21 protein-coding genes and 1 tRNA gene are annotated in these 21,037 nt (G+C 39.9%); 12 read left to right on the forward strand and 10 right to left on the reverse strand.

The features are described 5' to 3' along the window. Nucleotides 1-41: 41 nt before the first annotated feature. The 3 genes from KZP23_RS03830 to KZP23_RS03840 are packed head-to-tail and all read right to left on the reverse strand — an operon-like array spanning nt 42 to nt 2,829. Nucleotides 42-581, reverse strand: coding sequence for a macro domain-containing protein (locus KZP23_RS03830; protein WP_226334808.1), 540 nt, complete (start codon nt 579-581; stop codon nt 42-44). A 56-nt stretch (nt 582-637) separates the two neighbouring features. Further along, nucleotides 638-1,795 (reverse strand): class I SAM-dependent methyltransferase, encoded by a 1,158-nt coding sequence (locus KZP23_RS03835; protein WP_226334809.1) that lies wholly within the window; start codon nt 1,793-1,795, stop codon nt 638-640. 44 nt (nt 1,796-1,839) lie between these two features. Next, nucleotides 1,840-2,829: an aspartate-semialdehyde dehydrogenase gene (locus KZP23_RS03840; protein WP_226334810.1), complete on the reverse strand. Its 990-nt coding sequence runs from the start codon at nt 2,827-2,829 to the stop codon at nt 1,840-1,842. Between the two features lie 636 nt (nt 2,830-3,465). Between KZP23_RS03840 and KZP23_RS03845 the strand changes: the two genes are divergently transcribed. Beyond that, nucleotides 3,466-5,328 carry a lamin tail domain-containing protein gene (locus KZP23_RS03845; RefSeq protein WP_226334811.1) on the forward strand — a complete coding sequence of 621 codons (1,863 nt, stop codon included), beginning with the start codon at nt 3,466-3,468 and terminating at the stop codon, nt 5,326-5,328. 244 nt (nt 5,329-5,572) lie between these two features. Here the strand turns inward: KZP23_RS03845 and KZP23_RS03850 are convergent, their stop codons facing one another. Further along, nucleotides 5,573-6,664: an isoaspartyl peptidase/L-asparaginase family protein gene (locus tag KZP23_RS03850; protein ID WP_226334812.1), complete on the reverse strand. Its 1,092-nt coding sequence runs from the start codon at nt 6,662-6,664 to the stop codon at nt 5,573-5,575. Between the two features lie 191 nt (nt 6,665-6,855). Between KZP23_RS03850 and KZP23_RS03855 the strand changes: the two genes are divergently transcribed. The 3 genes from KZP23_RS03855 to KZP23_RS03865 all read left to right on the forward strand — a co-directional run bounded on the left by KZP23_RS03855 (nt 6,856) and on the right by KZP23_RS03865 (nt 9,145). Beyond that, nucleotides 6,856-7,239 (forward strand): TraR/DksA family transcriptional regulator, encoded by a 384-nt coding sequence (locus KZP23_RS03855; RefSeq protein ID WP_226334813.1) that lies wholly within the window; start codon nt 6,856-6,858, stop codon nt 7,237-7,239. A 3-nt stretch (nt 7,240-7,242) separates the two neighbouring features. Further along, entirely contained in the window at nt 7,243-7,803 is a 561-nt protein-coding gene (gene scpB, locus KZP23_RS03860; RefSeq protein ID WP_226334814.1) for an SMC-Scp complex subunit ScpB, read from the forward strand. Between the two features lie 172 nt (nt 7,804-7,975). After that, the gene (locus KZP23_RS03865; protein ID WP_226334815.1) at nt 7,976-9,145 is read left to right on the forward strand and encodes a pseudouridine synthase; all 1,170 of its coding nucleotides are present in this window, start codon (nt 7,976-7,978) and stop codon (nt 9,143-9,145) included. A gap of 619 nt (nt 9,146-9,764) precedes the next feature. On the opposite strand, the gene KZP23_RS03870 is transcribed toward KZP23_RS03865, so the two are convergent. The 5 genes from KZP23_RS03870 to KZP23_RS03890 all read right to left on the reverse strand — a co-directional run bounded on the left by KZP23_RS03870 (nt 9,765) and on the right by KZP23_RS03890 (nt 12,591). Next, nucleotides 9,765-10,238, reverse strand: coding sequence for a DUF4252 domain-containing protein (locus KZP23_RS03870; RefSeq protein ID WP_226334816.1), 474 nt, complete (start codon nt 10,236-10,238; stop codon nt 9,765-9,767). Between the two features lie 26 nt (nt 10,239-10,264). Then, complete coding sequence (locus KZP23_RS03875) at nt 10,265-10,801, reverse strand: DUF4252 domain-containing protein (protein ID WP_226334817.1); 537 nt, start codon at nt 10,799-10,801, stop codon at nt 10,265-10,267. Next, the gene (locus tag KZP23_RS03880; RefSeq protein WP_226334818.1) at nt 10,798-11,238 is read right to left on the reverse strand and encodes a hypothetical protein; all 441 of its coding nucleotides are present in this window, start codon (nt 11,236-11,238) and stop codon (nt 10,798-10,800) included. The genes KZP23_RS03875 and KZP23_RS03880 overlap by 4 nt, the downstream gene beginning before the upstream one ends. Beyond that, nucleotides 11,235-11,723 carry an RNA polymerase sigma factor gene (locus tag KZP23_RS03885; RefSeq protein ID WP_226334819.1) on the reverse strand — a complete coding sequence of 163 codons (489 nt, stop codon included), beginning with the start codon at nt 11,721-11,723 and terminating at the stop codon, nt 11,235-11,237. Before KZP23_RS03885 ends, KZP23_RS03880 begins: the two co-directional genes overlap by 4 nt. Nucleotides 11,724-12,518: 795 nt before the next feature. Continuing rightward, a tRNA-Phe gene (locus KZP23_RS03890) sits at nt 12,519-12,591 on the reverse strand. Between the two features lie 100 nt (nt 12,592-12,691). Between KZP23_RS03890 and KZP23_RS03895 the strand changes: the two genes are divergently transcribed. The 8 genes from KZP23_RS03895 (at nt 12,692) to KZP23_RS03930 (ending at nt 20,649) form a co-directional block, all read left to right on the forward strand. Further along, nucleotides 12,692-14,026, forward strand: a complete 1,335-nt coding sequence (locus KZP23_RS03895) for a 4Fe-4S dicluster domain-containing protein (protein WP_226334820.1) — start codon at nt 12,692-12,694, stop codon at nt 14,024-14,026. Nucleotides 14,027-14,077: 51 nt separating this feature from the next. After that, nucleotides 14,078-14,872 (forward strand): (Fe-S)-binding protein, encoded by a 795-nt coding sequence (locus KZP23_RS03900; RefSeq protein ID WP_226334821.1) that lies wholly within the window; start codon nt 14,078-14,080, stop codon nt 14,870-14,872. Between the two features lie 109 nt (nt 14,873-14,981). Continuing rightward, nucleotides 14,982-15,185: a PLDc N-terminal domain-containing protein gene (locus KZP23_RS03905; RefSeq protein WP_226334822.1), complete on the forward strand. Its 204-nt coding sequence runs from the start codon at nt 14,982-14,984 to the stop codon at nt 15,183-15,185. A gap of 68 nt (nt 15,186-15,253) precedes the next feature. Continuing rightward, nucleotides 15,254-15,403 carry a PLD nuclease N-terminal domain-containing protein gene (locus KZP23_RS03910; protein WP_226336476.1) on the forward strand — a complete coding sequence of 50 codons (150 nt, stop codon included), beginning with the start codon at nt 15,254-15,256 and terminating at the stop codon, nt 15,401-15,403. Nucleotides 15,404-15,514: 111 nt separating this feature from the next. Next, nucleotides 15,515-16,003, forward strand: a complete 489-nt coding sequence (locus tag KZP23_RS03915; RefSeq protein WP_226334823.1) for a hypothetical protein — start codon at nt 15,515-15,517, stop codon at nt 16,001-16,003. Nucleotides 16,004-16,056: 53 nt separating this feature from the next. After that, nucleotides 16,057-17,985: an OmpA family protein gene (locus KZP23_RS03920; protein WP_226334824.1), complete on the forward strand. Its 1,929-nt coding sequence runs from the start codon at nt 16,057-16,059 to the stop codon at nt 17,983-17,985. Between the two features lie 151 nt (nt 17,986-18,136). Beyond that, a complete protein-coding gene (locus tag KZP23_RS03925) occupies nt 18,137-19,300 on the forward strand; it encodes an AIR synthase related protein (RefSeq protein WP_226334825.1) in 1,164 nt (387 codons plus the stop codon). 17 nt (nt 19,301-19,317) lie between these two features. Continuing rightward, nucleotides 19,318-20,649, forward strand: a complete 1,332-nt coding sequence (locus KZP23_RS03930) for a neutral/alkaline non-lysosomal ceramidase N-terminal domain-containing protein (RefSeq protein ID WP_226334826.1) — start codon at nt 19,318-19,320, stop codon at nt 20,647-20,649. Here the strand turns inward: KZP23_RS03930 and KZP23_RS03935 are convergent. Beyond that, nucleotides 20,627-20,998, reverse strand: coding sequence for a hypothetical protein (locus KZP23_RS03935; protein WP_226334827.1), 372 nt, complete (start codon nt 20,996-20,998; stop codon nt 20,627-20,629). The two genes, KZP23_RS03930 and KZP23_RS03935, sit on opposite strands and share 23 nt — an antisense overlap. Between the last annotated feature and the right edge of the window lie 39 nt (nt 20,999-21,037).

The following is a 21,037-nucleotide window of genomic DNA, read 5'->3' on the forward strand; positions in this document are numbered from 1 at the left end:
TGTGATGGACTCCTTTCTTTTTTTATAGTGTAGATAAAAAACTATGGCTTAAGTCGTGACAGAACCTCCTCATGAACCTTAAAATCATCCTCCCCAAATAGCACAAAACACACCTTCTTAACTGTTTTTAAGTCATCTAAAGTTTCCAAAATCGCTTGATAGGCCACACTGGCAGCTTCTTTTACTGGATATCCAAAAATCCCCGTAGAAATAGCAGGAAAAGCAATTGAATCCAACTCATACTTATCTGCCAATTTTAGTGCATTTCTATAGCAGTTAGCCAAATACATTTCTTCTGGCTTATCACGACCATATACAGGGCCGAGACAATGAATTACAAACTGATTGGGTAAATTATAAGCTTTGGTAATAACAGCTTCCCCTGGAGAAATGGGACCATGAGGGACTGCTTCCCTCTCCAATTCAGCTCCTGCTGCCCTGTGGATAGCCCCGGCTACTCCACCTCCCGCACGTAACTGTGCATTGGCTGCATTTACTATTACAGCTATATCGGGCTGTTTGGTGATATCACCTTGCCGGTTAATCAGTTCGATATCTTTAAAAGTTCTTGACATCTTCATTCAACTACTGTCAAAATCAATTTAAGATAATTTAGCCTGCTTGTCAATACACTAGATCAGACTACCCTTCTACAATAAAAAGCTTTGGGCAGGCCATCTGACGTTGTGCAAGCCAATAAAAACTCCTCTCCACCATCTTTTAATTTAAACTTCTTTTTGATGGCCTCAGCTTTAAGAGGATGGTTTCTGGACAAGACATTTACTTTTCCCGAGGGGAACAATTGCTTGATCTTCTTTTTGTCCAATTTAATCTCTTCAAGAATCTCAAAAGCCCTGCCCTGAATCTTTTCAGGCAATTTTCCAGCTGTATATAAATGTGTATTGTAATGGAGTTTTTTTATTCCATATTGATGGGCAAATGACTTAAACGCACCTGTCTTCAAAATTGCAGCTGAAGGCATGATCAAATACTTCTCTACAGGACTAAAAAAAACAGGTACGTGTTCTTCTTCAGTATAAGTAAATTCAAAAGCTGGCTCTTCTGACATGGATAAGTTCCATGCCTTAATTTGAGGCTCATCCTCCTTAAGCTCCTTCTTCCAGATTAATAGAATTTCCTTGACCTCATTTTTGACTGCTATAACATGAACCTCCTGGACAGCAGGCAATTCTTTTAAAGCCTCCTTGATATCAAGCATGGGGGACGCTTTTACCATTATATTATCGGCCTTTTGTCTCATCATCTCCCAATTCGCTACTATATCAGGCTCACAATCGGCCAATTTGTATAATTTTTGATTATGCCCTCCCCTCCTAGCGGGATCCACATATATCCAATCAAAAGTTTGGGATCTACGCTTTAAAAAATCAATGGAATCTTGAGAAAGCACTTGGAATTTCTCTGGCCTATCACCCAATTTCGAAAAGTTAAGTGCAACTATTTCTGCAAGCTTTCCTTGTCTTTCCAAGTATACTACCTTTTCAAACTGCTGTCCAAGAAAATAAGTATCTACTCCAAAGCCTCCCGTCAAATCAACCAAGCTTTGCCCTTTTACAAAGTGAGCTTTGAAATTGGCTGTCTGCTCTGAAGAACACTGCTCCAGGGAAATGGAGGAAGGAAAAATAATATGAGGATTAGCTACCAAGGAAGGTAACTTATCCTTGGCCTTTTTTCGAGCAGAAATCTGCTGAACAGCCTCTTTAATATCCAGATCTTTAATCTGGTGGTGCTTTAAAAGCAATTGTGCAGGATCTTCATGAAGATGATCCTGCACAAATTGAAATAATTTATCAGTGTATATTTTGGAAGCTTCCAAACTTACACCAAGCTATGTTCCACCAAGTATTTTGCTATCTGAACAGCATTGGTCGCAGCTCCTTTTCTCAAGTTATCTGCTACAATCCACATGTTCAAAGTATTTGGTTGGGATTCATCTCTTCTCAATCTACCCACAAATACCTCATCACGCTTATGGGCATTCATAGGCATAGGATAAACGTTATTAGCCACATCATCCTCCACAATTACCCCGGGAGTTGCCGCCAACAATTGCTTCACTTCTTCCAAATCAAAATCTTCTTTGAACTCAACATTCACAGACTCAGAATGACCGCCCATTACTGGGATTCTTACAGTGGTCGCTGTAACCTGAATATCTTGATCATCGAAAATCTTCTTCGTTTCATTGATCATTTTCATTTCCTCTTTGGTATAACCATTTTCTTGGAATACATCAATATGAGGCAATACGTTCAAATCGATTTTGTGAGGATAAGCTTTCTCTCCTTCTTTTCCATCACGCTCGTCCATCAACTGATTCACCGCTTTGATGCCACTACCAGTTACTGATTGGTAAGTGGAAACCACCACTCTTTTGATGCCATATCGCTCACGCAATGGTGCCAAGGCCAATACCATTTGAATGGTAGAACAATTAGGGTTTGCAATAATCCTGTCATCAATTTTCAATGCCTTAGCGTTGATTTCAGGAACAACCAGCTTCTTGGTAGGATCCATTCTCCAAGCAGAAGAATTGTCCACCACGATAGTACCTACTTCAGCAAATTTAGGGGCCCATTCTTTGGAAGTATCACCTCCAGCAGAGAAAATGGCTACATCTGGCTTTTCTGCCACTGCTTGTGCAAGACCTATCACTGTGTATTCCTTATCCTTGAAAGTAATCTTCTTTCCCGCGGACCTTTCACTGGCCACCAAGAGCAATTCATCAAAAGGGAAATTGTGCTCAGCTAGCACTTCAAGAATTTCTGAGCCTACCAAACCGGTAGCTCCTACAACAGCTAATTTCATTGTTGAAAACTTTCTATTAATTGATTTTTATATTATTTTTCTATCCTAAACCAAGAATAACACTTGATTTCCATTGTCTCTAAAGCACTTTTATGACTGCTGATGGGAATCAAACAGCATGTATTTTTAACTGACTGTAAAAGCAAAAGACCATTTTACTTCTTTTCATTCGGCACAGTCGCGTAAATATTTTCGACCATGAAGTACTTTTTGAAAACATGGGGCAAATCAACTTGGATACTTATTATCCTATATTTGGTCAATATCCCCCTCACAGATGAAGTTATGCAGCAGCTAGTTGCACAACCCCAGTCCCTAATTTTTCGAGGCGCAAGTTACGGAAAATCATTCACTAACAACATAGAAAATCTCAAAATATCCCACAATCACAAAACAAATCTCCCAAGTTTAGCTTTAGCACATCAATTCTCCCCTATTTCAAGCGATTATAAACCGATTCATAAATTTCAAATAAGCACAAACACACTTAAAACCGGACCAATCAAAAGGCCTAAAACTACAAATGAAACCAATTCGAAAATTGAAAAAAATATCGCAAAAGACACCATTCCACCCAAAATCCTACATATCAGCCAAAAATCCTCCTCCGAATTTATTGTTCATTTTTCAAAGCCCATGGATTCGACTTTTGTAATTATCCCAGACTACTATCGTCTAAATGGCAAACAACCGAAAGCTCTGGCCTGGGGCAATAGGCCCCATCAAATACTGCTAAAAATGGGATTACCGGTCAATCTTAATGATGAGAATTTGCTGGAAATCAACAATGTAATTGACCAATGGGGAAATAAAATCAAATCCAATAAATACTACTTTTCTTCCAACAAAAATGCCCAAGCCAATTTTAAGGATATCATTATCAATGAAATTATGGCTGCCCCAAAATACAACAATCCGCTCCCCTATGCAGAATATATTGAATTGTTCAATGCCTCTGACCAAACATGGGAACTGGGAGGATTTACCCTAGCCAACAAAAGTAGAGAAGCCATACTACCTGAGTATAGCCTTGCGCCTGACGAATATGTATTATTGGTCCATGAAGACGAACAGGAACTTTTTGATCAACTGAATAATACCATAGGCTTAGCCACATGGCCAAGATTTGTAAATGGTGAAGACAAAGTAATATTAATAGATTCGGAGGGAAGACCTTTAGACAGCCTTTCATACTCCAGCGCAAGCTACGGGAGCTCCACCAAAGCCAATGCTGGCTACAGTCTAGAAGTAGTAAACCCTTTTTATACCTGTGACCAAACACCCCTGCTGAGACCATCAGAAAGCCCCCTTCTTGGGACACCAGGCAAAGAAAATTCAGTTTTTGACGCAAGTCCAGACCAGATAAAACCTAAACTGATCAAAGCCATGGTCAAAACTCCTAACAACCTAATTTTGGAATTTGACGAAGCCCTTTCACCAGACTTGGGACATGCACAATGGGAATTTACGCCCAGTTTAGAAATCAAAGCCATAGAATTCCACCAAAATAGCGCAAACACGATCTCCATCATCTTTGAAGAAAACTTGACAGAAGAAATCGCCTACCAAGTCAAAGTAGAAGGATTAAGGGACTGTTCGGGAAATCTCCTTGACACCAACGACAACCAAACAAACTTCCAAATTCCCTCCATTGCAGAAAAGGGAGAAATAATCCTCAATGAGGTCCTTTTCAACCCAAGGTCTGGCACACCAAAATTCGTAGAAATTTATAACCACTCCAGCAAATTTATCGATCTATCCAAATGGAAACTCGCCAATTTCCAAAACGAGATCATCAGTAATAGAAAAACCTTTTCGGAGGAAACTGACATTATTTCCCCATTCGACTACAGGCTAATCACAGAAGACATAGAAATGCTCTATCGAGAATATCCTAAAGGAAAAAAAGAAAAGTGGATTCAGATAAGCAACTTGCCCAGTTATCCGATCGCAGAAGGAACCGTCATTCTATTAAATCCCGATGAAGGCTTGATCGAGCGACTTGATTACTCGGACAAATTCCATCATGAAATGATACAAAACACCAAAGGGGTATCTTTAGAGCGATTTTCCCCCGAACATGAAAGCAACAACCCTGAAAACTGGCACTCTGCTGCAGCTAGTCATGGCTATGCCACTCCAGGCTACAAAAACTCACAAAGCTATGAACAGATCCAATCAGGTATTGGACTAGATGTAAATCCCAAAATTTTCTTACCTGAGGCCACCGGCGAACAACCCTTCACCACCATTTCCTATCAGCTGGAAGAACCTGGATTTGTAGGAACCATTCGAATTTTTGGCACAAATGGAACATTGATCAAAAGCCTATGTGAAAATGAAATATGGGGAATTTCTGGTTTTTATACTTGGAATGGCACCAACCAAAACGGAATTAAAGTCAGGCCAGGCTATTATATCATCTTAGCAGAAATGCTCAAACTCAATGGCAGCATGATCCAAATAAAAAAAACAGTGGTGGTAGGAAGTAAATTCTAACCAAGAATATACCGCCCAAACTATGATCAAAACTGATTTTTGCTTATTTTAATGTTACCAGCAAATTTCCCAGCAATGAATGACGACTTGATCAACGTTACCCTTAGGGCCTATTTTATCCGAACAGAAAAAAACCTGAAATTAATCCAGCGATTCCTAAGGATAAAATACCGCCTAAACATTGAAGAGAAAATCCTTCAAAAAAGAGTTGCCCAGCTTAAAATCAGCTAGGCCTAACCACCTCCTATAAACCTTCCTCTTCATCATCATAGATAAAAGTTTTTGCCTGTCCTTCTTCTTTGATATAACCTCGGTACATACCTGCAGAATTAAATGGCATGCTGATATTCCCTTTGGCATCAATTGAAATAACGCCACCGCTACCTTCCATTTTCACCAATTGACCCATCACTACTTCATTGGCCGCCTCGTCCAGTGACTTATGACCATATCTCATGATAGAGGCAATTTCATGTCCTACCACATTACGGATAAAAAATTCACCATGCCCTGTAGCAGAAACCGCGCAAGTCGCATTGTCAGCATAAGTCCCAGCACCAATGACAGGCACATCCCCCACTCTTCCATAGCGCTTATTGGTCATTCCTCCTGTTGAAGTAGCTGCAGCCACATTTCCCTTGGCATCTACTGCCACTGCTCCGACCGTCCCAAATTTCCTGTCCTTGAAAAAAGGATCTTGAAGCTCCATCTCTCTAATCGAAGCATGATCCAATTGTTGGCGTTCTGAATCTATTATTTTCAATAATTGCTCATACCTTTTCTCTGTTCTAAAATAACTTGGATCTACCAATTCAAGCCCCCTTTCTTCAGCAAACTGTTCCGCGCCCCTTCCCACCATAAAAACATGCGGCGAATTAGTCATCACTTCATAAGCAGCAGTCACTGGATTCTTAACCGTGGTTATTCCCGCAACAGCCCCCGCATTTCGACTTTTGCCATCCATGATTGCTGCATCCATTTCATTTCTACCATCATGGGTAAAAACAGCTCCCCTTCCCGCATTAAAAAGGGGAGAATCCTCCATCACCTTAATCGCGGCAATTACCGCATCGACAGAAGTACCACCATCTTCCAAAACGGTATAGCCCGCATTCAAAGATTCTCTAAGCTTTTCTCGATAAGCCTTTTCACGCTCGGGACTCATATTTTCACGTTTGATCGTTCCGGCTCCACCATGAATCGCCAGTGCAATGGGTTGCAGACCATTCTCTGAAGAAAATTCTTCACTTAATTCAGATTTTTCATATTTTCGCTCGGAACAAGCTAGAATGACCAAAAATAATACCGCAAATAAATAGTTCGCTTTTAACCCCATAGTAAATAAATTTAAACCAAATGCTAAAGTTTTAACGTATTAACTTAATAAAGACAAATATATAGAAATGGTGAACAAATGCGGATTAGATATTACTTACCATATTTTTGATTCTCAAAACTCTAACTTATTTTAGAGAAATTTTTTGACGATCAAAAATCAAAATCACCTAAACACTAAACGCCGAAACTATGAGCCAAGAAGAGAAAACATCCTATTCCAGAGAAGAACTTAAGGAGTTTGAGGAATTGATCAACAACAAGTTAGCTGTCGCTAAAACAGAACTTCATTCTTTGAAAGAGACACTTAGCAAGAAAAATGACAGTGGAACAGACTTTACCGCCTCTACCTCCAAATTGCTAGAGGATGGTGCAGACACCTTGGAAAGGGAAAGCCTAAGCCAGCTTGCATCGAGACAGCAAAAATTTATCATCAACTTGGAAAATGCTTTGATAAGAATTAAAAATGGCACTTATGGAGTTTGCGTGGACACTGGAAAATTAATCTCTAAAGAAAGATTGAAAGCAGTTCCACATACCATGCATTCAATTGAAGCCAAACTTGCAAAAAAGTAAAATTTGGAATTTTTACACAGACATATTGAAGCTTTAATATTCTGTTCTCCATCTCCGTTAGGCTTGGTCGAAATCCAAAAATGTCTGACGGAGATGTTTGAAACAGAAGTACCACAGGAACATATCGAAGAAGCAATAGGGACACTGCAAGAAAAATATCAGCAGGATGATTTTTCCTTTGCCCTGGAAAAAATGGGAAATGGCTACCAATTCTTGACAAAACCAGCTTACCAAACCAGTATTTCAATACTTTTAAAACAACAATCCACCAAGAGACTTTCCACTGCACAAATGGAAACCCTTTCCATCATTGCTTACAAACAACCTGTAACCAAATCAGAAGTGGAACAGATCAGAGGAGTAAATTGTGATTATTCTGTTCAAAAGCTTTTAGAAAAGGAACTCGTCACCATCAAGGGGAAATCCGACAGCATTGGCCGTCCATTATTATATGGAACCAGTGAGAAATTCATGGAGTATTTTGGCATAAACAGTCTAAAGGACCTGCCTCAGCCTAAAGATTTCAGCCAAGAAGAAAACCAAATTGGAAACGAACAAGAATAGCTAAACTAGCCAAGGACATCACTCATCAAAGAATATTTCTCTTGTGATGCCTGTAATCTATTATTTAGTACGTATCTTTGCAGCCTGATTCTTAAAAACACAACACGCTCATTTTTAAGAATTTAGAACAGCGATTTAATACTTAAATATACAGCAGAGATGTTGCAACACTATGAAAAAACACAATAGAAATAACAAAGAAGGGCAAAGAGGAGAAAAATCAGGGTTTTCAGGGCCTAATAACAAAGCAGGAAAAAGGCCTTATGGCAACAAAAACAGGAATGAGGGCAGGTCAGACCGTTTTAAACCGGGACAAAAACTTCATGGCAAAAACACTGAAAAAGAAGAAAAAAGCAGCTTTTCTCCATTAAAAAAATATAGAAAAGACCCTGGAGAATTTAACAGGGAAGCTCCTAAAAAAGAGCAAGAAGGCAAATTCAAAACCGTCTATAAAGGCAGAGGCAAAGACCAAAGACCTGTATTCGGAACAGAAAAAATTGAAGAAAAAGGAGGAAAAAGAGTCTCCAAATTCAAAAACAATCGCTTTTTCAAAACCGCCCAAGCTAATCAGGAAGAACAACCTGAATACAACTTAAAAAAGGTGGAGAAAAAAATGGGCAAATCCCCTGACAGGGAGCTAAGACTAAACAAATATATCGCCAATGCAGGAATCTGCTCAAGAAGGGATGCGGACAAATTAATAGAAGCAGGTGAAATCAAGGTAAATGGCGAGGTAATAACTGAACTTGGTCACAGAGTTCAAATCACTGATAAGGTAATCTATAAAGGCAAGTTGATCAATCCTGAGAAACCTGTATATGTATTGCTCAACAAGCCTAAGGATTTTATCACAACCACAGACGATCCAATGAACCGTAAAACGGTTATGCATTTGGTGAGTTCAGCTTGTGATGAAAGAATCTTCCCAGTAGGTAGGCTGGATAGAAACACCACAGGCCTTTTACTTTTCACTAATGACGGTGATCTGGCATCCAAACTTTCCCATCCATCTGAAAAAATCAAAAAGATTTATCAGGTGACCTTAGATAAGCCAATTTCCAAAACCCATGTAGACGAAATACTTGAAGACCTAACACTAGAAGACGGTCTGGTTCATGTAGACGATTTACAGGTCTTATCAAAGGACAGGACAATTTTGGGCATTGAAATACATGTAGGTAAAAACAGAATCGTAAGAAGAATCTTTGCCCACCTTGGCTATGAAGTAGTTGCCTTGGACAGGGTAATGTATGCCGGTCTCACCAAAAAAGACCTTTCTAGGGGAACCTGGAGATTCTTGACTGAAAAAGAGGTAATTAACCTAAAATTCTTCAAGCAATAAGAAACAATATCAGCACAACTAATATAGAGCGAGTAATTCATTTTACATCGCTCTTTTTTTTGTGGACTCCCTCGACTTTAGTAATTCTGCAAGTTCACTCTTTTGATCTTTGACAGTATGCCTTTAATTTTCCATTACATTTTTATTCAGGTAAATTACATCTATTTCCCTGTAAATTAATCTTCCCCACCTTACATTTTTATTCAACGACAACCTATCAGGTTTGAACTACAATTACCTTATTTTCAAACTAAAAATTAAACTATTCTACGTTTTTACAATATTTTTCATAGACAAAAAAACACCTCTCAATGTTGCTATATTAGTGTCATAATGTAAATCACTAGTGAAATACAAATTTATAGGGGATGTCGAAAACCAATTTTTCAGAGTAGACAAAAAACAATTTTAAAAATTAAAAACATGGATCTTATTTCAAACTTACTTGCCACTATTATCGAACTTTTATCAAGCATATTAGGTGGTTTATAATTAAGCCCCCATTAAAACCCACAGTTGTACAGGTAGATAAACCGCAATCAAAGAACAAAAGGAGCTACTTCGTTAAGGAAGTAGCTCCTTTCAGTTTTAAAGCTCACCAATGAATACGCTATAATGCTTATGGAAAAGCCTTGGCCAATTTTCTACTTTCAAAAGCTCCTTCCAACTCAATAACAAGATGGCTATCATCACCACTCCCCCCAATCAACAAAACCAAATCACTGATAACATTGCCCCCCTTGGAATAAAATACTATATCACTGCCCTTTTCGGACATTTCCATCAGCACATCATACCTTTCCTTTTTCAGTCCTTTTTGAAGTGCTTTAAAGTCGGCCTTGGCCTCATCACCCGAAACAGGCAGCTTGAACAATTTCATCCTTTCCACTGACTTTGCAATAGCTTCCATTCCTTCATCATCCAAATCAATATTAAATCCATCGGCAAAATCAAAAAAACTCCCCGCCAAATCCAAATGGAAGAACTCTTCGCCACCTTTGTATTTTTCATATAAAGAGGCTACACTTTTACTTTGAGCTTGGGCTAAAATCCCCACACTCATAATTGCTAGGATCAAGAATAACTTTTTCATTTTCAATTATTTTAATGTTAGGTTCCTTATTTATTCTTTTTACCCGAACTGTATTCATTCATCCCCGGTAAATCTGTTTTCTCGGCAAGCATATTCAGGTCGGCATAGGTAAATCTACCCAACATGCTCAATAAAGTAAATTCGGCCTCTGAACCAGAAATCATTAGCAACTCCGCAACCATCCCATCTTCTTCTCTTACCATAAATTTCAAGCTGCTGCTTTTGTCCTGCACATCCATCAGATCTTCATATTTATTTTTATTTAGGGTACTCATAGCTTCCTCATATAACTGCACTCCATCTACTTTCTCGGCACTAAGAATCCGAATTCCTTTTACTTTTGATATAAGCTCCCCCATTTCTTGGGCGTCTTTATCACCTTCCTCGGTGGCATTGGACTTCAAAAACCCACCAGCCATCTGCATCATTTTAGGACTGATATACACCCTAGAAAAGGCATCGTCCTCCATATACTTGGAAAAGAACTTAACTATGGCATCATCCTGCGCATGCGCTGCACCAAACACCAGCACCATGATCAATACACTTATCAATTTCTTCATTGCTGCTCCTCCTTTATTTCTTCAATCTTAAATATCTCATTGGTCTTATTTAAATGCTTCATATCATCCATTATCTTCAATGAGGAAGTACCTTTTTGCATATTATCCTGAATCATGGACAATGCATGTAACACTTGCTGATAGGCCCGTTCCTCTTTTTGCTCCTCGTATTCCCGATAAAAAAGCCAGCTAATAGAAAGTACTGCCACAAAAACTGCCGCATACCGTTGCCAATTGGCCAAGTTCCTCCCCTCATTGGGCACAGGCCTTTTACTTGGCGCTTCCGACCTGAGCTCTTTCAGTCCGAAGAAAAACATTTTTTCTTCTTCAAAACCTTCTGAGCTCTTTAGCAAATCCTTTAACTGGACTTCTTCCTCCAAGGAAGTTTCCCCTTCATAGTATTTATCCAGTAAACTTTCTAATTGCTCTTTCATCATTTCTTTTGGTTTAACATAAACGAGCGCAACTTCTTTCTTGCCCTGAAAAGGTTCACCTTTACTTGCGCTACAGATATCTCCATATACTCAGCAATCTCTTCATAGGTCAAGCCTTCCACTTCTCTTAACTGAAACACTTCCCTTTGTTTTTCGGGAAGTTCTTTAAGAAACCTAAACACCATCTTGACGGCTGGAGAAACATCCTCTGAGCTATCAAGGGAAACCTCCGGCATCTCTTCTTGTCCATCTACAACCACCCATTTTTGGCGTTCTCTGAGCCGCTGTAAGCTTTGGTTTTTAACAACCCTGACCATCCAGCCGACCGAATTTTCCATTTTTTGAAGGGCAGCCCTATTGGCCCAGGCTTTTTCAAAAACCTCCTGAACCACATCCTCTGCCTCAGCTCTGTCCTTTAACCAGAGATAAGCCATGCGGTAAAGTTTGCCACGCAAGGACCATATATACGCCTCAAAAAATGTCTTCATTCAAATAGATAATGATTCTGTCTTTCAAATGTTACAGTTTTAAAAAAATATTTTACAAAGTTGCTGAAACGTCCACTAAACAAAAAATCATTACTACCCATATTACTTTTGAAAAATCATCGGTCAAGCGATATTTCTGGGGGTGAATAATTTCAAACTTAAATTTTGTCTACCCTTGTCAGATTAAGTGTAGTTCAAGTCACAGACCTGCCTAGACAGTCAATTGCGTAAAAGGAAAAACAGATGTATTCAATAAATATCCATGTTCATCTTTATCCATCTGTGGTTAATAAATAGCGCATAACAAAGCTGAAATAGACTGTTTTTCCCCGGCTATTCGGCTTCGTCCAACCTTAGCCCAAACTAATACCAAAGTAATACCAAAGCTGGGGCAAAGCTGTATCAAAGCTGAGGTAAAGCTGGGGCAAAGCTGGGTTAAGCTCTCTTTTTTGTTCATAAATTCCCTTTCTGGTCCAGATTTGCAATCTGGATCCATAAATAAACGGCATTTAATAAATAGCGTATATCAAAGCTAAAACAGGCTGTTTTTCCCCAGTTTTTCGGTTTGGCCCAAAATCATCTCAGTTTCAACCCGTAGCAAATTCATCCAGACAACATAACCACCATTCCGTCAAAATAGATTAATTTTATAGTCCTAAACCAAATAGTATAGTGGCATATCAATCATGCCAATTCAAAAAGTCAGTAAAAACACATGAATCTCCACCTAACTATATCAAAAACAAGACATTGGGAAAAGGGCATAAAAAAAGCCTTGAACTGCTTCAAGGCTTGTGGTGATGAGTGGGCTCGAACCACCGACTCACGGATTTTCAGTCCGATGCTCTACCAACTGAGCTACATCACCGTTGTAAAGTGATGCAAAGGTAATCAAACATATCTTCCATGCAAACCCTAAAGACAAAAAAATTAAAGAATTTTAAACAAAAATCATTAACCATTTCAATATGAACATCTTACCTCAGGTAGTTTTTATTCTGGTTTTTGCTGCTGCAGGATACCTGCTTTACAAAAGAATCTCTTTCCTAAAAAGGAACATTCTTTTAGGTAAATCAGAAACCAGAAATGACCAATCATCAGAGAGATGGAAGACCATGGCATTGGTGGCATTTGGCCAACAGAAAATGTTCAAAAGAGTACTTCCTGCTTTTCTCCACCTATTAGTTTATGTAGGTTTTATTGTCATCAATTTGGAAGTGGCTGAATTTATCATTGATGGAATTTTTGGTCAACACCGGATTTTTGCTCCCCTGCTCGGAGGAGCTTATACCTTTGCCATGAATTTCTTCGAACTACTGGCAGTAGGCGTAATGGCTTCTTGCCTAGTATTCCTTATCAGAAGAAATATCACTAAGGTCCCTCGACTGGTCATGCCAGAACTTAAGGGCTGGCCGGCTTTAGACGCCAACCTGATCTTGGTCATTGAGATCATCTTGATGGCAGCCATACTGACCATGAATGCCACAGACCAGCTACTGGCAGAAAGAGGGACAGAGCATTATATAGCCTTAGGCCCACTTTTCTTCAGCGGCTTGATCAAACCATTGTTTATGAACATGGGTGAAGGAACCCTAACATTTGTAGAGCGTTTCGCCTGGTGGTTTCATATCATCGGGATATTAGGCTTTGCCATTTATGTCACCTACTCGAAGCACCTGCATATTTTCCTTGCTTTCCCAAATACTTGGTACTCTAATCTTAAGCCCAAAGGAGAAATCGCCAATATGCCAGAGGTCACCAATGAGGTCAACATGATGTTAGGTATCCCAACTGAAGGAGGCAGCGAAGCACCTACAGAAATCGCGCGCTTTGGTGCCAAAGACATCAACGACCTTAGCTGGATCAATGTTATGAATGCCTATTCCTGTACGGAGTGTGGTAGATGTACATCAGAATGCCCTGCCAATATCACAGGCAAAAAACTTTCGCCGAGAAAAATCATGATGGATGTCAGAGACCGTGCTGAAGAAGTAGGAAAAAGCATTGATGCCGGAGGGAAGGGATTGGAAGATGGGAAATCACTCTTGGGTGACTATATTAGCAAAGAAGAGATCAATGCCTGCACCAGCTGCAATGCCTGCGTGGAAGCCTGCCCGGTAAACATAGACCCACTATCCATCATTCTTCAGATGCGCCGCTATGTAGCCATGGAAGAGAGTGGCTCTCCAGCCCAGTGGAATGCGATGTTCCAGAATATGGAGACCAGTTTTTCGCCATGGAAATTCCCCCCATCTGATCGATTTAATTGGGCTGAGAGTGTAAAGGACGAAGAAATGAAATAAGGGAACATCCATTTCCCACAATTTATCAATTGAATTTTAAAACACAGAAATATGTCAAATTATAAAGTTCCCACCATGGCCGAGATGGCTGCCTCAGGTGAATCGCCTGAAATCCTTTTTTGGGTAGGTTGTGCGGGGTCTTTTGATGATAGATACAAAGCCGTCACCCAAGCATTTGTAAAAATCCTAAACAAAGTTGGGGTGAGTTTTGCAGTTCTCGGACCTGAAGAAACATGTACTGGAGATCCTGCAAGAAGAGCGGGGAATGAATTCCTTTTCCAAATGCAAGCTGTAGCCAATATCCAAGTGATGAATGGGTACAATGTCAAAAAAGTGGTCACGGCATGTCCCCATTGCTTTAACACCATCAAAAACGAATATCCCGCCCTTGGTGGAGAATATGAAGTGATCCATCACAGCCAGTTCTTGCAAAGCCTGATCAATGAGGGAAAAATAGTATTGAAAGGCGGCGGTGATTTTAAAGGAAAGAAAATCACTTTCCATGATTCCTGCTACCTCGGCAGGGCCAATAATGTTTACGAAGCCCCTAGGGAAGTAATCAAAGCCCTAGACATCGAACTAGTAGAAATGAAGCGATGCCGCACCAAGGGGCTTTGCTGTGGTGCCGGTGGCGCTCAAATGTTCAAGGAGCCTGAAGAAGGCAAAAAAGACATTAATATCGAAAGAACAGAAGAAGCTCTAAAAACTGGGGCCTCAGCAATTGCAGTGGGATGTCCTTTCTGCCTAACCATGATGTCTGACGGTGTCAAAAACAAAGAAAAAGAAAATGAGGTTAAGGTATTTGACTTGGCCGAGTTAATCGCAAAAGATCAGGGACTTTCTTAAGTCCCTGAATTATATTAACTTTTTATCATTCTTTTCCTTTAAATTGGTATAACTTCATATTTGACCATAGAACGACGAGACAAAACCGTCAACTCATAAAAATTAAAATATGGACGCTTTCTTTTCTTTAGGAATTTTTGGTTTTTTATTCACCATCGTCCCACTCGTTTTGTTTATCTGGGCATTGGTAGATGTCATTCAAGCTCGATTTGCCTCCAGTGACACAAAAATAATATGGGTCATCGTCATCATTCTTGTTCCTTTTATCGGGTCAATTTTATACCTGATCATTGGCCGAAATAATAAAATCTAGCCGCTATAACGTTAACCAAAATGTTCAAACTATTATTCATTTTATTCAGCCTCCTTCCACTTGCATTTATGGTTTGGGCCTTGGTAGATGTCTTAAAATCAAGATTTTCAGAAGAAAACACCAAGCTCCTTTGGGTCATTGTCATTATCCTACTTCCATTCATTGGCTCCTTGCTTTATTATTTTATTGGAAGAAAAGATAAAATAGGATCATATTGACCAAAAACTTGATGATCAAAGAATCATTCTGCCCCTTTTTGCCGTTTTAGGTAAGAAGGGTTTTTCATGCCCAATTGATAAGATTTATATTTCAAAGAAGAATTTAGTAATATGTATTTGCCATTTGAAGAGATGCCCGACACCGCAAGGGTATGGGTTTACCAAGCCAACAGAAAGTTCACACTAGAGGAAATCCAACTTGTAGAATCCAGATTAACGGCGTTCTGCAACCAATGGAATACACATGGCAATTTGATGCCCACCTCTTTTGACATTAAGTACGATCAATTCATCATCCTATCAGTGGACGAATCAAAACTCGGCGCCAGCGGATGCTCTATTGACAGCTCGGTAAAAACTTTAAGGGAATTGGACCAAGTGCTCAAGGTCAACCTGCTCGACCAAGGCAAGATTTCTTTCGTATATCAAGATGATATAACCATTAGCAGCTTGGGGGAAATCAAAAGCCATATCCAGTCAGGTGCATTGACCAGCAATTCCAAAGTCTTCAACCCAATCATCCAGAAAAAAGAAGACCTACAGAACAAATGGTTGATTCCTGCCAGTGAAAGCTGGTTAAACAGATATTTTAACAACTAATTATTTTAAAAGTTATATATTAGAGGATATACACTTTATGCAAGCTTGACTTTATGATGAAAAATTGTTTTCTGTGTTTCTTTTTAATTGGTCTTGCCCTGGGAGCATGTACTAGCCTACCACAAAAAGGCAAAAGCCAGTTTGCCGCTGGGGAATATCAATTGGCAATTGGCACTTTTTCGAGAATTTTGGCGGACAATCCTGAAGATGCAGATGCCAACTACTATGTAGCAGAAAGCTTCAGGCTTTCCAACCGTATTGAGGATGCTCTCCCCTATTATGACAAACTCTTGGAAGGAGAAGGCTCTTTTGAAAACTATATGAAAAAGGCCAAAAGCCTCCATGACCAGGGGGACTATGAAGCCGCTGCCGCTGCCTATAAAGAAGCCAAAGAATACACCAGCAGTGACTCATTGCTTGCCCTAGCGGATAGAGGATCGCAAAACATTGCCCAAATTGAAAATATCACAGATTATTGGCCATATCACGAGCTTCAAAACTACGAACTGCTGAACACATCAGGAATTGACTATGCGCCAGTAGTGAGTGAAAACTTCCTTTACTTCACCAGCTCTCGAGGAGCAAGTGGAGCCTACCCAGCAACTGGACAAGGCTACACCAAACTCTATAGGGCCCGAGCTGACGGAATAAAGGTAGACGTCCAAAATGTGCAGGCCCTTCCGGAATTCAGAAACGAAGAAGGCTTGAACCAAGGCGCCATCACCATCAGCCCTGATGGTAATACGATCATTTATGCCAGAGGAAATAGCACCAATAAAAACGATCTTCCTGATGTAAGCCTTTTTGTCTCCTACTTTAGAGGAGCTAGCTTTACTGATCCTATTTGGATGCCAGTAAACGAGGAAGAAACCTACTGGAATTCAACACCGGCGTTTAGCTCCGATGGAGAAGTTTTATACTTTGCTTCCAATAGACCCGGAGGCTATGGAGGAACTGATCTTTATAAAGCCACCAAGTTAGCCAATGGTGACTTTGGCAATGCTCAAAATTTGGGACCAGAAATCAATACTGCGGGAAATGAAATGTTCCCCAGACCAGTGGGTGATAAATTTTTCTTCGCCTCTGATGGCCATCCAGGATTTGGGAAATTGGACCTCTTTGTTGCTGAAACCATTGACGGCAATAGGACTATTAAGAACCTAGGCAAGAACATTAACTCCGTAGGAGATGACTTTGGGATCTTCTTCACCAACTTTCCTAAAGAAGGTTTCCTCACCTCCAACAGAGAAGGTGGGATTGGTGATGATGATATTTATTACTTTGAGGATAAAACCCCAAAACCAAAGGTGGTCAATGTATTCTTAAATGTAAAAACCTTGCAAAACATCCCTGACGAAGAACCTGTCACGCTTCCAAGGACAAGGGTAGCCCTCTATGATGGTGCAAAAAAATCCATTGGGGGGGACTTCTCCAATGATGATGGAAAACTCCGTTTCCAATTGGAGCCTAATGCTAATTTCACCATGATTGCCTCCAAAAACGGCTATTTCACCAAAAGCATCAGTTATTCTACTATTGGAAAAACGCCAGCGCAAGAAGACTTGATCCAAGACGTCACCAATATTGTTTTGGACACCACCGTTGTATTGGAAAAATTGGAACTTGAAAAAGCCATTGTCTTAGAAAACATTTATTATGATTTGGACAAAGCAGACATCCGACCTGATGCAGCTTTAGAATTGGACAAATTGGTTAAAATCCTACAGGACAATCCTGAAATCAAGATTGAGCTAAGTTCACACACCGATGCAAGAGCCAGTGACGAATACAATAGGGATCTTTCCCAACGTAGAGCAGAATCTGCGGTCAACTATATTGTTTCCCAAGGAATTGACAAAGACAGATTGGTAGCCAAAGGTTATGGTGAAGACAGGCTGATCATTGAAAATGCACAGACTGAAGAAGAACATCAAATCAACCGAAGAACTGAATTCAAGGTCACAGAAATTGAGGAAAATTAAAAAGGGATCCCGGGCTAAACACCTGGGATTTTTTATTTCCCAATTTTATTTTGTTTAAATAGTCACAGCTTTGCAACATTCAAACATATATTTTCTCAATCCTTCTTAAAATCCTTAACTTTACGGCAATATTAACCAAGTCATTATTCTGATGGACGAAAGATATATGCAAAGAGGCGTATCAGCCTCAAAGGAGGATGTGCACCAGGCCATTTCCAAACTTGACAAAGGACTTTACCCAAAGGCATTTTGCAAAATTGTGGAAGACACTTTAGGCAATGATCCTAATTACTGTAATGTCATGCATGCGGATGGTGCGGGAACCAAATCCTCACTTGCTTATTTATACTGGAAAGAGACAGGGGACTTGAGTGTGTGGAAAGGTATCGCCCAGGACGCCATCATTATGAATATTGACGATCTACTTTGTGTGGGCGCCATCAACAATATATTGGTCTCCTCCACCATTGGTAGAAACAAAAACCTTATCCCTGGTGAAGTAATTTCCGCCATCATCAATGGTACCGAAGAAGTCCTACAGATGCTTCGAGATAATGGTGTCAATGCTGTACTTACAGGAGGTGAAACAGCTGATGTGGGAGATCTTGTAAGAACGGTAATTGTAGACAGCACTGTTACTGCCAGAATGCGCAGGGATGAGGTTATCTCCAATGACAATATCAAAGCTGGCGATGTGATAGTTGGTATTGCCTCTCATGGCCAGGCCAAATATGAAACTGCCTATAACGGCGGCATGGGAAGTAATGGCCTTACTTCTGCCAGACATGACGTTTTTAACAAGGTATTGAAAACAAAATATCCAGAGAGCTTCGATCCATCAGTTCCAGAAGACTTATTATATACGGGTAAATACAACCTTACTGACCCTGCTCCTGGCACCTCTGTAAATGTCGGTCAGTTGGTACTTTCTCCAACAAGAACTTATGCCCCTATCATGGTAGAGGCGTTGAAATATTTACGTCCACAAATCCATGGTTTGGTTCACTGCAGTGGTGGTGCACAAACCAAGGTGCTTCACTTCGTGGACAATGTGCACGTGGTCAAAGACAACCTTTTCGAAACTCCTCCTTTGTTTAAAATCATCCAGGAAGAGAGTGGCACAGATTGGAAAGAAATGTACAAGGTTTTCAATATGGGCCACCGAATGGAGGTTTATTTGGAAGAAAAATATGCCGAGGAGATCATTGACATCGCGGAGTTCCATGGTGTAGATGCACAAATCATTGGACGAGTTGAGCCTCATGAAGGCAAAAAAGTCACGATCAAAAGTGAACACGGTACCTTTGAGTATTGATCATAGTCAAGACTTATATGCTGCAAAAACTCTTAAAAACACTGGCCTGGACAACAGGCCTTTTACTTTTTCTAGCAGGTCTACTCCTTACTGAAGTAGACAGGAGTGCTCCTAAGGAACAGGAGTACTATCAAGAAACCTTAAATGCCATTGAAAATCTTGATTTTAAAAGTTCCACTGGACAATCTTGGTTAGCCGGCTGGGCAAAAGTAAATGCCACCCCTAAAGAACCTGCTAGTCTAGTAGGCTATAAACCTCGTGGCAAGTATAAGTTTGTTCAGGACAGCAGCTATGTTAAGGCTTTGGTTTTGGGCAATGGACATCAAAACATTGCCTACCTCAATTATGAGCTACTGATTGTTCACCCCTTCTTGGCAAAGAGTATTAATGAGGGCATTAAGGCTGCAAACCTTCCTATAGACCAAGTTTATTTTACTGCCACCCATACCCACAGCGGAATGGGAGGTTATATTCCAGGCTTAATGGGTAAAATTGCCTTTGGGGGCTATGATCAGAAAATCATCAACTTGCTGACTCAAAAATCCATTGAGGGCATCAAACAATCCCTTGATAGCCAGGAAAACGTCAGCATCACTTATCAAAAACACAGCGCCCCAGATTTTGTTACCAATAGATTTGTCAAAGAAGACCCCATAGACCCTTTTATCCGACAGTTGGTATTCACAAAAAGTAATGGAAAAAAAGGAACGTTCTTTACTTATACAGCCCATGCTACCTGCCTGAGCAGTAAATTTATGGGCCTCTCAGGTGATTATCCTTATTATCTCACTGAATACATGATGGATGATTATGACTTTGCTCTTTTCGCCGCTGGTACTGTGGGAAGCCACAGCCCATTACCACCGGGCAACAAGCCGAAAGATATCAAAACTTACGCCCATCAGCTAGACAGCCTCATGGAAACACCTTCCATGAATATTGATACCATTGTATCCAAAAACATTAAATTAACCACACTGATTCCTTCATTACCCGAAGCCACTTACAGGATTTCCGACAACATCAAACTTAGGCCATGGGTGTTCAACAACTTGTTTGGAGACACCAATAGTCATTTCGACGTTTTACAAATAGGAAATACTATCATGATTTCAAGTAGCGGTGAAATATCAGGAGTATTTTACGAAAAATGGGAGAAGATGGCAGAAGAAAAGGGACTAAACCTTATAATAACATCGTTTAACGGTGGGTATATGGGCTATATCGTTCCTGACAAATATTACGAAAGACATTATCACGAAGTCCGCGACATGAACTGGTTTGGCCCTTACAGTGGTTCATTCTTCGATGATATCATCACCAATATCATTTCCGTGGCAAAAGAATAGCATCATCTCCATAGCTATCCTTCAGCTTGACAATGGGCATTCTTGAGTAATAGTCTTTTGGTACTTCAATCACCTTAATACTTCCCTTAAATGATTTAGAAAGGTTAAGAATCCGCATATTGGGATCAATATATTCCACCTGATTCTTTCCAGAAAAATTCTTTGACATTATCGGAATATTTAGATCAATGTCATCCATAGAAAGGTCAAGACTGTCCGTTTTCAATGGTTCAAAATCAAAAATAATAGGCAAGTCACTTTTTGATTTTAAGCCACTTTCATCTTGGGCCAATAAATCCTCGGAAAACAAGAATAATCCCATAATTGCCAGTAAAAAGACCTTTTTCATAACATAAAAATCAATTATTTCTTTTCAAGCAATAATGTA

The sequence above is a fragment of the Echinicola marina genome (assembly GCF_020463795.1).
Classification (GTDB): Bacteria; Bacteroidota; Bacteroidia; order Cytophagales; family Cyclobacteriaceae; genus Echinicola; species Echinicola marina.